12 protein-coding genes are annotated in these 13,303 nt (G+C 48.1%); 6 read left to right on the top strand and 6 right to left on the bottom strand.

Annotated elements, in window-relative coordinates; all coding sequences use genetic code 11:
* Nucleotides 1–60: 60 nt before the first annotated feature.
* Genes EDC33_RS04715 through EDC33_RS04700 form a run of 4 tightly spaced genes read right to left on the bottom strand, consistent with a single transcriptional unit; the run spans nucleotide 61 to nucleotide 3,263 of the window.
* On the bottom strand, nucleotides 61–1,242 hold the full coding sequence (locus EDC33_RS04715) for an NAD(P)/FAD-dependent oxidoreductase (RefSeq protein ID WP_124010331.1): 1,182 nt from the start codon (nucleotides 1,240–1,242) through the stop codon (nucleotides 61–63).
* Nucleotides 1,235–1,567, bottom strand: coding sequence for a (2Fe-2S)-binding protein (locus EDC33_RS04710; protein WP_124010330.1), 333 nt, complete (start codon nucleotides 1,565–1,567; stop codon nucleotides 1,235–1,237). Before EDC33_RS04710 ends, EDC33_RS04715 begins: the two co-directional genes overlap by 8 nt.
* The gene (locus tag EDC33_RS04705) at nucleotides 1,560–1,835 is read right to left on the bottom strand and encodes a (2Fe-2S)-binding protein (protein ID WP_040106845.1); all 276 of its coding nucleotides are present in this window, start codon (nucleotides 1,833–1,835) and stop codon (nucleotides 1,560–1,562) included. Before EDC33_RS04705 ends, EDC33_RS04710 begins: the two co-directional genes overlap by 8 nt.
* A gap of 51 nt (nucleotides 1,836–1,886) precedes the next feature.
* A complete protein-coding gene (locus EDC33_RS04700; protein WP_249036073.1) occupies nucleotides 1,887–3,263 on the bottom strand; it encodes a sigma-54 interaction domain-containing protein in 1,377 nt (458 codons plus the stop codon).
* 126 nt (nucleotides 3,264–3,389) lie between these two features.
* On the opposite strand from EDC33_RS04700, the gene EDC33_RS04695 reads away from it, so the two are divergent.
* The 5 genes from EDC33_RS04695 to dapA are packed head-to-tail and all read left to right on the top strand — an operon-like array spanning nucleotide 3,390 to nucleotide 8,625.
* The gene (locus EDC33_RS04695; RefSeq protein ID WP_124010328.1) at nucleotides 3,390–4,568 is read left to right on the top strand and encodes an NAD(P)/FAD-dependent oxidoreductase; all 1,179 of its coding nucleotides are present in this window, start codon (nucleotides 3,390–3,392) and stop codon (nucleotides 4,566–4,568) included.
* Entirely contained in the window at nucleotides 4,565–5,581 is a 1,017-nt protein-coding gene (locus tag EDC33_RS04690; RefSeq protein ID WP_124010327.1) for a proline racemase family protein, read from the top strand. The genes EDC33_RS04695 and EDC33_RS04690 overlap by 4 nt, the downstream gene beginning before the upstream one ends.
* Nucleotides 5,578–6,321, top strand: a complete 744-nt coding sequence (locus tag EDC33_RS04685; RefSeq protein ID WP_124010326.1) for a hypothetical protein — start codon at nucleotides 5,578–5,580, stop codon at nucleotides 6,319–6,321. The genes EDC33_RS04690 and EDC33_RS04685 overlap by 4 nt, the downstream gene beginning before the upstream one ends.
* A gap of 17 nt (nucleotides 6,322–6,338) precedes the next feature.
* Nucleotides 6,339–7,760: a Na+/H+ antiporter NhaC gene (gene nhaC, locus EDC33_RS04680; protein WP_124010325.1), complete on the top strand. Its 1,422-nt coding sequence runs from the start codon at nucleotides 6,339–6,341 to the stop codon at nucleotides 7,758–7,760.
* Nucleotides 7,744–8,625, top strand: coding sequence for a 4-hydroxy-tetrahydrodipicolinate synthase (gene dapA, locus EDC33_RS04675; RefSeq protein WP_124010324.1), 882 nt, complete (start codon nucleotides 7,744–7,746; stop codon nucleotides 8,623–8,625). Before nhaC ends, dapA begins: the two co-directional genes overlap by 17 nt.
* Nucleotides 8,626–8,645: 20 nt before the next feature.
* On the opposite strand, the gene EDC33_RS04670 is transcribed toward dapA, so the two are convergent.
* Entirely contained in the window at nucleotides 8,646–9,695 is a 1,050-nt protein-coding gene (locus EDC33_RS04670; protein WP_170156351.1) for an RNA polymerase factor sigma-54, read from the bottom strand.
* A 294-nt stretch (nucleotides 9,696–9,989) separates the two neighbouring features.
* Between EDC33_RS04670 and EDC33_RS04665 the strand changes: the two genes are divergently transcribed.
* Nucleotides 9,990–11,489, top strand: a complete 1,500-nt coding sequence (locus EDC33_RS04665; protein ID WP_124010322.1) for an aldehyde dehydrogenase family protein — start codon at nucleotides 9,990–9,992, stop codon at nucleotides 11,487–11,489.
* A gap of 94 nt (nucleotides 11,490–11,583) precedes the next feature.
* On the opposite strand, the gene EDC33_RS04660 is transcribed toward EDC33_RS04665, so the two are convergent.
* Nucleotides 11,584–13,161 (bottom strand): multicopper oxidase family protein, encoded by a 1,578-nt coding sequence (locus tag EDC33_RS04660; RefSeq protein ID WP_124010321.1) that lies wholly within the window; start codon nucleotides 13,159–13,161, stop codon nucleotides 11,584–11,586.
* Nucleotides 13,162–13,303: the final 142 nt, after the last annotated feature.

Raw genomic sequence — 13,303 nt, 5'->3', positions numbered from 1 at the left:
TTGAATATAACGTGAACATCAGAAAGATTCCCCGCTGCCTGTATTGCAGCGGGGAATTCTCTAGTTGAGGGAATGACTGAAATCCATCCATGAGCTTTGAAGCTTCTCTTTTCCGTTGACAAGGTCAGGATGAAATCTGACTTTGGCGTTCTGTCTTTCATCATTTATTTTCTTCAAATATTCTTCGGCAGCAGCAGTGTCGCCCAAAATTTGAGAGGCTGCAAGTCTGCCTTGCATGATGGCGATTTTGGCATTTTCGATGCCGGTTATATTACCAGCCACATATAAGCCATCTATTTCCGTCTCCATATGCCTGCTGTGAAGCGGTACATATCCACCGAGTGATTTGATGTAAACGTGCTTCATGTTCAAAAGGGAACAGATTTCACTTAAAGGAGCCAAGCCGTCGGATAGACAGACGAAGTCACAGGTGATCTCCTTCTCAGTGCCTTCGATCGGTTCACCATCTGCATTCGTTTTCTGTACGGTTACAGATTCGACTTTGTCCGTGCCATTGATGCGTATAACCTGTTCTTTGATGGAGATGGGAAGCCCCATCGCTCTGATGCCACGTTTCGGAAAGGCTTTCAGCAAGAATTCCTGTACCTTAGGTAACTGTTCTAATGTCCGGCTGCCGTAGGATATCATCCTCGAAGGTGCCAGCCCCCCCAGTGATAAGAGTGTTTCAAAAGCATCCCCGGGCTTCTGGTGGTTAAGGGCATTGGCAACAGGCATACATATCTTTTTGACCGGTATGTCGGCATATCCCAATTCCAGTGAAATGACCATGGAGAGGGGATTGATTCCGATGATGACCCCTTGTTCCCCGGGACTTACACGCTGAAAATTTGTCAGTACTTGAGCAGCACCGACCGTCATCACGCCCGGCAGATCCCATCCAGGCAGTGGTGTAGACTTCTCACGTGCTCCAGTGGCGACGATCAGATGGTTGGATGTAAAAATGCCATCTGTCGTATGGATGGTGAAGTGGGTATCTTTCTCAATATTGATGACTGAAGTATTAAGTTTCACTTGGACTTCATCTTCGATGTCCTTGTACATGCGTTCTGCAATTTCCAGGCCGTTCCACCATTTCCCCCTGTCTTCTTCATATAACTGTCCAAGCAGTCGGCCGCCTGCCTGTGTGTATTCATCGATGATCATTACACTCCGGTGACCTTTAAGGGTGCTGGCCGCTGCAAGCCCTGCAGGACCCGCCCCAATTATGATCGTATCAAGCATTGTTCCTTCCTCCCTTGGTGAGATTCGGCAACATGCTTTGTGATTCTATCCTCATTCCTTCCTTTACGGTGTTGAGGCATGCACGTTGATTCTTTTTGCCATCTATCGTGACTCGGCATTCCGAGCAATGTCCGATGTTGCAATATAATCCCCTTGGACTGCCGTCCTTTTCATGTAACCGGAGGGTACGGATGTCGTTTGCAAGGAGCGCGGCGGTGAGGCTTTCCCCCCTGTGTCCGTGAAGCTCCTGTCCATTCCAATAGAATGTGACAAGGTCCACTTCGAAGGAGCCGAGTATCTTATGGTTGGTGATGCGTCTAGTCATGGAAATCCTCCTTGATGAAATCCTCCATTGAAATTGTACGGATGGGAGGTTGGGATTTCAGATTGATGTAGCTGGGGGTCTCGTCGCGGTCCTGGGTCAGAGATTCTATGAAGGGACCGCATGTCCGGGAAGCACAAAAACCCATACCCGCCCTGGATTTAAGTTTCAATTCACGCGCATTATCAGCACCCTGTTGAAGAATCTCTTCTATTTCAGACATATGGATATTCTCACAGCGACAGATGATGAAATCTTCTTGGTTCTTCATTTTCAGTCCTCCTTCTTAATATTAAAAATATATAAGAAAGATACATGCCAGTTACAGTTCATATTTCTTTATTTTCGCATATAGTGTCGGACGGCTTATGCCAAGGACTTTTGATGCCTGTTCGATGTTGTTGTCATATTTCTCTAAAGTATGCTTTAAATAATCCGCTTCAGTCTGGTCGACAAAATCCCTCAGCTGGATATCTTCCTGAGGCAACTGTGGATAAAGGGCGGCAGAATCCTCACCGACCTCCTCAAGGTATTGGGTGAATATCTCACCATTCAATTTCGTGTCGCTGGAGAAGATGACCAGCCTTTCGACTACATTGATCAGTTCCCTAACGTTGCCGGGCCAATGATAGGTTTTAAGCTGTTGAAGGAGCCCTTGGCCTGCATACCTCATTTCGATGCCATACTTCTCGGAAATGCTGTAAAGGTAGTAGAAGAAAAGGGATTCCACATCATCCGGTCGCTTTCTCAATGGCGGTATGTGGATGTTGACGACATTGATCCGATAGAGGAGGTCTGATCTGAAATCATCACCATTGAGCAGATCTGATATCTTCTTGTTGGTGGCAGAAACGAGTCTGAAGTCTGCATTCATCTCTTTCGTCCCCCCCAGTTTGAAGTACTGCTTCTCCTGAAGCACCCTCAGAAACTTCACCTGCATATCTATCGGCATTTCACCGATTTCATCGAGGAACAGTGTCCCTCCCTGAGCAAGCTCCACCTTTCCCTTATTCCCCTGGCGATTTGCGCCTGTAAAGGCCCCTTTCTCGTAACCGAACAATTCTGATTCGAAAAGGTGGCCGGGGATTGCGCCGCAATTGATTGGTATGAACTCCTTTTCCTTATTCCCCAAATTATGGATGGCGCGCGCAAATAATTCCTTTCCTACTCCTGTCTCCCCTGTGATGAGAATATTTGCCTGTGTACTTGCTGCCCTCTGAATCTGGGCTTTGACGCTTTCAATTTCAGAACTTTTATAGATTATTCCCCTGAAACTTTCGTCATTATTCAACTGCTTCACATTTGTTGACAGTGTCTGGACTTGTCCCTGAAGCTTCTTGATTTCCTCTTTCTGCTTTACTTCTTCAGTGACATCCACTTCAGAGACGATTGCGCCCTCCACTTTCCCGTCGATGATGAGTGGGACGGATTTGATATTTACGTATACATTCGGTGTCGCCAGATGCATCTTCTTTTCGATGGTGCGGTTCTCCCTCAGTGACTTCAACATGATGAGTTTATCCTTATGGAACACTTCTGTAATGGGCCGCCCGATTACATCCTTCTGTTCAAGGTCGAAGATTTCTTCGGCGCGTCTGCTGAAATGGAGTATCCTTTCATGCTTATCGATGATGGTAAATGAATGATTGTGGAAATTGATCAGCTCTTCAATCAGATATTTTTCAAACAATGCCTGCACCCCTATGTCAGAATTTTTAACTAATTATATGATTCTTTACACTATTAATCAAATTTAAAAAGGAAACGGATGATTTTAGGTTGGCATGTTTATTTCTTTATCTCAGTTAAGGAGGGAGGAAAGTATATGAACCATGCAGTATATGATGTGGTGATTGCCGGGGGAGGGATCATTGGAACGAGCATCGCCTATTTTGCAGCAAAGCAGGGGATGAAGGTGGCATTGCTTGAGAGGGATACGCTTGCTTCCGGTACATCATCAAAATGTGATGGAAATGTACTGCTGATTGACAAGGAGCCCGGATTCGACAGCCGCATGGCCATCCAAAGCCAGGCATTGATTGATGATCTGCCCAACATGCTGGAGATGCCATTCGAGTACCGAAGACCAGGCAGCATCTTCCTATGTGAAAATGATGCAGAACTCGAACAGGCCTACCAGTGGGTCGATAGGCATAATCATGAAAATGGAGGTAAACCACTCTTCAATAAACTGACGAAAGAAGATTTGAATAATGATTCCAAATATTTTTCAGATCACCTTGTCGGAGGAATAGAATGCATCAATGATGCGACGCTTAATCCATATATGCTTACATTCTCTTTTGCCCACGAGGCAGAACGTTATGGATGTGAAGTCTATGAACATACACCTGTAACCGATATTGAGGAGATGGAGGGCGGATTCATCGTCCATTCCCATGAAAAGTGCTTCAAAGCGGATAAGGTCATCAATGCAGCCGGCATTTTTGCACCAATGATCGGGCGGAAGGTGGGTGTTGATATTCCAATCAAGCCAAGAAAGGGGCACATCCTCGTTTCATCAAGGACGGAGTTGATGGGCACCAGGAAAATTCAGGAGTTTGGATATCTTATGACAAAGTTCGGCAGGGAGAGGGTGGCTGATGAAGAAATGAACGCCTATGGCATCGCACTGGTTCATGAAGCGACAGAAAGTCAAAACTTCCTCCTTGGCAGCAGCAGGGAATTCGTCGGCTACGATACCAGGGTGAACCATCGGATAGTACAGCTGATCGCAAAAAGGGCCATCCATTTCTTTCCTGAAATGAAGGACATGTCCCTGATCCGAAGTTATGCCGGACTCAGGCCGTGGACACCTGATCATCTGCCGATAATATCGGAAACTCATATCAAAGGATTCTACGTGGCTGCCGGGCATGAAGGGGACGGCATCGGCCTCTGTGCAATCACTGGAAAGTGGATGGCTGAAATGCTGATGGACGATTTGAGTGAGGATCTGACGCCACTCAGCATCAACCGGTTCAAGGAGGGGGCATACTCATGATAAACAGCAGACAGTTCATCACCATAGACACCCATACCGGCGGCAACCCCACCCGGACAGTGATGGCAGGGATGCCCCCGCTGAAAGGTGCAACGATTCAGGAAAAGATGGCAGATATGAAGACGAACCATGATCATATAAGAAAGTTTCTGGTCAATCCGCCCAGGGGGCATGATGTGATGAGCGGCACCATCCTGCTCCCGCCATTGGATCCAAAAGCTGATTTCAGTGCCATATTCATCGAGACAGGCGGTTATCTGCCAATGTGTGGACACGATACGATCGGTACATGTACTGCACTTGTAGAACTCGGCTATGTGACTCGACAGGAACCTGTAACCAAAGTCGTACTGGATACACCAGCGGGAATTGTTGAAGCAGAGTGCAGAGTTTCGGAAGGAAAAGTTGAATCGGTCAGTTTCATCAGCACTGATTCCTTCCATTTGAAAACTGTGCATGTCGACCATGGTGGAGTGGAGAATATAAGGTGTGACATCGCATATGGCGGGAACTTCTATGGGATCATCAAAGCCTCGGATATAGGCCTGGAACTGGAAGTGGACCAATCCGAGGAAATCGTGATGAAAGCGATGGAGATCAGGGACATCATAAATGATGCGCATGAAGTCAGACATCCTTCCTATCCCTTCATCGACAAATTGACCCATATGGAACTTTATGAAGATGGGGACCCCATCAAAAATACAGTCATAGTCCCTCCAGGCGGGATAGACCGCTCGCCATGCGGTACAGGAACGTGTGCGAAGGCGGCGACCCTGCATCATCTGGGGATGATGGAAGTTGGGGAAGATTTCATACATGAGAGCATCACCGGTTCACAATTTACTGCAAAGATACTATCAGAGGACTCCTCTGGCAAAGCCGTTCATCTGAGGGTGCTGATCACGGGCTCTGCATGGCTTATGGGACGCCACGACTTCTATATGAACGCAGATGATCCACTCAGACAGGGCTATCTGCTCATTCCTGAACTGCCGGAGGTGGAAGTATGATAAGAAAAGTTGTGAATGGCTATGATTTGCATGTCCATGGTCAATTGATGCGTGTAGTGCATGGGGACGAAGTCAGGTATACAACAGGGGATTACGATGTACAGGAACTTCTGCTCAACGAACCGAGGGGAAGTAAGTATATGAACCTTGTAATCTATGAATTCAGAGAGGAGAGGCTTCATGTAGCGATTAAAACACATTCGGAAGTCCACAACAGCGGAGTCATGCTCAAAGGGCTCGTCCACACTTTGATTGAACGGGGGGGTCTGCCTGAAGGTGATGCGTATGAGGTCATATACGATGGGGACAGCTTCATCTTGCATCGGGACCAATTGGATGCCTCGGCCCTTTCAGATGCCGTGCAGCTGGAGGGAACGTATAAAGTCGGCGGCGCAACGGTCGGGGTGCTTGAAACCGATGTGTACCTGGCAATAGAGAACATCTCTGAGATCAAGAGGCGGCTCACTGCACAAAATGAATGGGACTACACCGTCTACCTCAATGGAAGCAGCCTGATGGTGATCGATCGGCACGGAGGAGTGGTCCCACACCCTGTGCATGAAGTGCTGTCAATGCTGCATGAGCTGAAAAGATGGGAATCCATCACCCATATCAATGGTGCGGAAGTGGGCATCAATGCTTCCGGAAAGAAATATGATCATCCATTCTACTTCATTTCCAATTCCCAGTTCTATATTGACGATACGGATATCTATTCTAAGGGATTCATCATCAAATAATACAAAGGGGTTTTATTATGACAAAGGAGAGAAAACTTCCGAGCGGGAAGATACTGGCACTCATCCTCGTGATGTTCGTCGTCATCATGTTCTCGTTCATACTGCTGCTGGAACTGCCCATCCAACTCGCGCTGCTCACGATCTGGTTCATGATCATGGCAGTAGGGCTCTATCTGGGGAATTCATATTTCCAAATGGAAAAGGGGGTCTTGAAAGGCATCTATGAGGGGATGGGTGCGATACTTATCCTTATCGCAGTAGGTGCGCTGATAGGAACTTGGATTGCAGGCGGTGTTGTTCCAACGCTGATCTATTATGGCCTGAACATCATCAGCCCAAGCATCTTCCTGATGGCTGCCATGATCATATGTGCCATAACAGCATTGTCCACGGGGACTTCCTTCGGGTCGGCAGGCACAGCGGGCATCGCAATGATGGGAATCGGTGAAAGTTTTGGACTGCCGATATACCTTGTTGCAGGTGCAGTAATTTCCGGGTGCTATGTGGGGGACAAGATGTCTCCGCTTTCGGATACGACAGTGATGACAGCCTCGTTGTCGAAAGTGGACCTGTTCCGTCACATCAGGTCAATGTCCTATGTATCAATCCCAGCGTTTGTGATTGCGGCAATCCTGTATTGGATCGTTGGGGCCGTTCTTTACAGCGGCAGTGGTGACCTTACAATTGCGGAAGAGACGATGACTGGACTTGCAAGCACCTTCAACATCTCATGGGTGATGCTGATTCCAGCAGCCATTGTCATTGCACTGCTTGTCATGAGGATGCCTTCGGTACCGGTCATCCTGTTTGGTGCACTACTTGGCAGCCTGTGGGCGACTTGGTTCCAGGGCTACGGCTTCATTGAAGCAATCCAGGCACTCTATTCAGGCAGCAGCCTGTCGACCGGAATCGCCTTCATCGATAATCTGCTCAACCGTGGAGGGATTACCTTCATGCTTGAAGTCATCCTGCTGATCATCCTTGCACTGGGCGTCGGAGGACTGCTGCAGTCAATCGGCGCGTTGGAGGTCATCGGCAATATTTTCGCCAATTGGGCGACAAATACCGGAAATGTAACACTGACTACGATGCTTGCCGCCTTCTTTGGTGTCTTTTTCGGTGGTGCAGCATACGTTTCATTGCTTACAGGTACAAAGATCACCGAAGAAAACTACGACCGCCTCAACCTTGACCGCTCATTGCTATCGAGAAACACGGAAGCTGGAGGGACAGTGACCACACCGATGGTGCCGTGGTCTGATGGGGGCGTGTTCATGGCTGCTACGCTGGGTGTATCCACATTGGCGTATCTTCCATTCTTCTGGTATGGGTTCCTCGTCATGATCATCACTCTGATCTACGGCTACACAGGCAAATTCATTTTAGGCAAGGAAAAAACTAAAACAGAAAAGGAGAATATAAATGAACAAACAGCTTAAAGGGGTATTCCCAGTTCTGATTACACCGATGAATGAGGACTTTTCCGTGAACTACGATGGGATGAAGGAAAACGTAAAACATTATCTGGAACAGAAAGTGTCAGGCATCGTCATTGTCGGCAGTACAGGAGAGTTCGTATCACTGGATGATGAAGAGAAGATGAAGATCGTCGAAATGGTGGGCAGTATGGTCAAAGATACAGATACACAGCTGCTCGTCGGCATATCCGATGAACGTACGGACAAGGCATTGAAATTTGCGGCCCATGCAGAAGAACATCATGCTGATGGACTCCTGCTGATCAACTCCTACTATGGCGGACCGACGATGGATGAAATCTATCATCAGTTCAAGGATGTGAATGATCAAGTTTCGACACCAGTGATGATCTACAACAATCCATTCACTTCAGGAATCGACATCGAACTCGATACACTCGTCAAAATGGATGAACAGCTTGGAAATGTGAGCTACATCAAGGAATCTAGCGGTGACATCAGGAAACTGCGTGATGTTGCGAGAAGCACTGATCTGACCATATTCTGCGGTTCCGATGATCTGGCACTCGAATCATTCCTGCATGGTGCCACCGGCTGGGTGTCAGTCGCCGGCAATATCGCTCCGAACAGCGCTTCCAAAATGCTTGAGCATGTGGAAGCGGGAGACTATAATGAAGCTAAGAAGATATATAAGGATTTGCTGCCACTATGTGAATTTCTCGAGAACTCCGGTAAATTCGTGCAGATCGTCAAAAAAGCGATGGATCTGAAAGGATTGCACGGAGGACCATCCAGAAAACCGAGACTTGGCTTGTCAGATGAAGAAATAAAACAGCTGAAGTCGCATATGGAGAAGCTGGACTAGAGAAAGAGGCGTTAAACCTCTTATAATCCGGAAAGCAACTCATTTTTATATTTGTTCACTGTACGTCGTGAAATATGGATATCGTATTGTTTCAACTGTTCGGCTATCCTGCTGTCGGAAATTGTTCTGAAGTTCTCGGTATGACTGATCATGTATCTTACAAAGCTTGCAGAAATGTTGCCTGTGACCTTCTTCGACAGCAATGCTCTGATCGGCAGGACACCCCTTGGGGTGGAAATGTATTTATCAGTCATCAGACGGCTGATTGTAGCAGGGCTCAACCCAGTCTGATCAGCAAGTTCCGTCTGGTTCAGGGGGTTAAGGTAATCCTTTTCTTGAAGAAGGTATTCTTTCTGCACGTGGATTATGACGGAGAGAATTTGCTTCAGATATAGTGTCCGGGCGTTCACGATGGAGAGTAGCTCTTCATATTCCTGTTTATAACGTGTAATCGTCTCATTGAAAGCAGGGTCGTCCGTACGGAGATGAATAGGTTCGAAGACGATATCATCCATCAGGTAATCGGATAGCTTTATTTTCAGGGTGCGGTCGGCAGTTGTCTCTATATGGGCATCGGGCTCTATGAAAACATTCGTATCAGGCATGAGAGGTGAAAGGCTGCAGTTTTTAATGACCTCCATATAATCCTCAAAAGTATTGATATCCATGGGAGTGTCATCAAGGAAGCCATATTGTCCCTGATGAATATCATCAAGGTGTTCGAAGAAGAGCGAGAAGCATACTTCATCATATTCATCTTTCAGCCTCAGCTGGAATTCGAGAAATTCTTTTACATCCAGACAGCCAATACCGAGGTTTTCATAGGATTTCAGCCTGTCGATATTTTCATTCACCTTATTTACAGGAACCCACAAAAGCTCTGACACCTCTTTTGGAAACGTTTCCAAAAATCCGGATGAATTTAGAGAGTAGAGCAGTGTATGCATGATTTCCTTATCGGGTGAGGACAAACAGCAATTGAAGTGCATGAGCAGCTCATCCATGATGGAATCAGCCTTGCTTGTATGATGGTAGGAAAGGACTTCCAATGGGATTTTCCCTTCGTCCATATACATGAGTGGATTGTCGTTGCACACCTTGCGTATGTATATTGTCAGCTCATAATTACTCGCCTTAAAAAGCTTGATGCCGTGATAAAGGTAATGATTAAGGGATAGAGAAGTAGTATTGGTAACATGGTTTTCCAGTATAAGCATATGAATCTCCCCTTTGCACTGTGATTATAATTATACAACTTGTCAGAGTATTTTTCAGAACGTCTATATGTACAACAAGAAATTTCTATGCCAAGCAGTATATTTTAAGTATGAAAGATTCATAATAAATTTATAGGAGGGTTAAGAATGACAGATTACAAACCGGCAACAGAACTGAAGCCGAAGGTGAAGACATTCCTCGACCAGGTGGAAGGATTCTTCATTGACGGGGAGTATGTCAAAAGCGGGAGCGGCAAGACGTTTGATGTGGTGAATCCTGCAACGGAGGAAGTGATTGCGACGCTGAGTGAAGCGCAGGAGGAAGATGTGGACCGTGCGGTGGAGGCTGCACGGAAGGCATTCGATGAAGGACCATGGACGCAGATGGAAGCGGCGGAACGGGAAAGGATCATCTATAAGTTTGCGGATCTTCTGGAAGCACATCGCGAGGAGCTGGCACAACTCGAGGCACTGGATAACGGAAAACCGTATCATGTGGCATTGGAGGATGACATCGATGGCACCGTCCAGCATTTCCGCTATTACGCCGGCTGGGCGACGAAGATATTCGGCAAGACGACGAATGTCTCACCGGACTATGTCACCTATACACTGCATGAGCCGGTGGGCGTCGTAGGGCAGATCATCCCATGGAACTTCCCGCTTGCGATGGCGGGCTGGAAGATGGGTGCGGCACTCGCAGCCGGATGTACCATCGTCATCAAGCCGGCTTCCGAAACCCCGCTGTCGATGCTCTATATTGGCGAACTGATCAATGAAGCCGGCTTCCCGAAAGGGGTCGTCAACGTCATCGCCGGTTCGGGCAGCGTGGCCGGAGCAGCACTCAATGTACACCCGAAAGTCGACAAGCTGGCATTCACCGGTTCGACGAAGACGGGCAGCACAATCATGCGGAATGCAGCGGACAATGTCACTGGTGTGACACTAGAACTCGGCGGCAAGTCCCCGAGCATCGTACTTGAGGATGCGGATCTTGAAAGCTCCCTCGATGGCATCTTCGACGGCACGATGTACAACCACGGACAGAACTGCAGTGCGACGACACGTGTGTTCGTCCAGCGTCCGATATATGAGAAGGTCATCGAGGAGATGAAGAGCAGGGCAGAAGCGGTGAAACTCGGTCCCGGCATTGAATCCTCAACTGATATGGGACCGCTCGTCTCGAAGAAACAGCTCGATACGGTCATGGGCTATATCGAAAAGGGTAAGGAAGAGGGGGCACGTCTTATCACGGGCGGCAATCATACTGGCAGTAAAGGCTACTTCGTCGAACCGACGATATTCGCCGATGTCGAGGATGAGATGACGATTGCGAAAGAAGAGATCTTTGGCCCCGTCATGTCGATTCTGCCGTTCGATACCGTCGATGAAGTGATTGCACGTGCGAACTCCAGCGAGTACGGTCTCGCCGCCAGCGTCTGGACGGAAAATATCCGTACCGGCCACTATATTTCAGGCAAGCTCGAGAGCGGCACAGTATGGATCAACGACTTCGGCCTCGAGTGGGAAACGATGCCGTTCGGCGGCTACAAGAAGTCCGGTGTCGGCCGTGAGATGGGCGGCGACTACGGCATCTCCAACTATATCGAAGTGAAGAGCGTGTTTGTGAACATGAAGCAGAAATAGAGGTGAAAATAAAACCCCTTCAGGGTGCTCGGTAGGAAGGAGCATCCTGAAGGGGTTTTTGTATCTGAAATGAACTGGAAATAAAATATAATTATTATGGGTTATTTTCGTGTTCACCGCCAAGTTCGAAAGGTGAATGGGTATTCTGATAATCGACGATGGTCATCATGCCCTGACCGGCGTGATTGTTGTCGTGACAATGGAACAGCCATTCCCCTGAGTTATCGGCTTCGAAGTAGATGGTATAGGATTCCCCCGGCTTGACGTGGATGAGGTCCTTGACGATCGGCTGATCGAATGGTTCCCCATCTTTTGACTGTACCTGGAAGCGGTGGCCATGCAGGTGCATCGGATGGTTCATCCTGCCATTGTTGGTGATGTTCACTCTCACTATATCCCCAGGTTCGACTTCAATGGGCGGGGTGTCAGGGAACGTCTCCCCATTGATGAGAAATTCCATCCCCTCAAGCATATTCATGCCTTCTCCCATGTTTCCGCCCATCCCCATATCAAGGTCCATATCATAGGTCACATCAGGTTCTGGCGGTGCTTCGAACAGGAGATTTTCACTGCCGTGCGAAATCCCGTCGGATACATCAGCGGCCTCTGCCACTTCTGCTTCCTCTTCCGTGTCTGATTCCGAAACCACCGGGATGCGCATGCCTTCTGCATGATCCACATCCATCCGGTGGGCAATCGTCTGTGAAGACCCCGAAGTTTTTGTGAAGGCGACATCGATGCGTTCCCCCGGGGCGACCTCAAGCACATTCGAATTGCCAGTGTCTTCCACCGGTTCACCATCATTGGCGATGACCATCATGGATCCTTCCGGGAAGACGAGCTGGTGCTGTTGATAGCCAGCATTCACAAAACGGAGACGCATGGTTTCGCCGTTTTCCATCATCAATGGTTCGATGGCGTCACCAGTCCTTCCGTTGACTGTAAAAGTATCATAAAGCTGTTTTGTATCTGCTTCTCCATCGCCCGTCATGCCGCCCATCATCATCCCAGGCATATTAGCTGTGTCCTGATCCTCGACATCCACAGCCCACTCATCAAGAAGGAAGAACGCATCACGGTCATATTCCTTTTCCTTCTCTTCGACTACGAGGGCTCCATACAATCCCTTATCGACCTGGAGGGAGCTGTGTTGATGGGAGTGGTACCAGTATGTCCCTGCGTCCTCGGCAATGTATTCATATGTGAATGTTTCACCAGGTTGTACGGCGTCCTGGGTGAGCCCGGGGACCCCGTCCATCCGATTTGGCAGGATGACGCCGTGCCAATGGATGGTGACGGGAACCTCCAATTCATTTTTCAATTCTATTCTGACGAAGTCGCCCTCTGTCACCCTGAGCATCTCACCGGGCACAGTACCGTTGTAGGTCCAGGCCGATACGACGCCGTCCCCTGTATCCCATTCGGTTTCCTGGGCTGTCAGTTCGAAGGATTTTACCGGCCGGTCACCGGGGTCCTGTGCATTGACATCGAGTATGCTGGTGCCCTCCGATTCATCGAGAACTCCAGAACTCTCAGGACCACCCCCACCTTCACTCTGGCTGGAACCAGGGCCCATACCAGGGAAAGGACTGCGGTTGAATAGTATGCTCCCGAAGACAAGCACACCCAATAAAATGGCGATGAGGATGCTTCCGATGATTTTCCTGTTCATATTCTTCACCTCTTGCTTATATATATAACATTATAAAATGCAAAGTTTGTGCAGATTATGGAAAATCAAACGATTATATCGAAGTGAAGAGCGTGTTTGTGAACATGAAGCAGAAATAAAATAAAGTGGGCACCTGATGGTG

The sequence above is a fragment of the Salinicoccus roseus genome, from assembly GCF_003814515.1.
Taxonomy (GTDB): domain Bacteria; phylum Bacillota; class Bacilli; order Staphylococcales; family Salinicoccaceae; genus Salinicoccus; species Salinicoccus roseus.
Note: the sequence above shows the minus strand (reverse complement) of the source record. Positions and strands in the feature narration are given on the sequence as shown.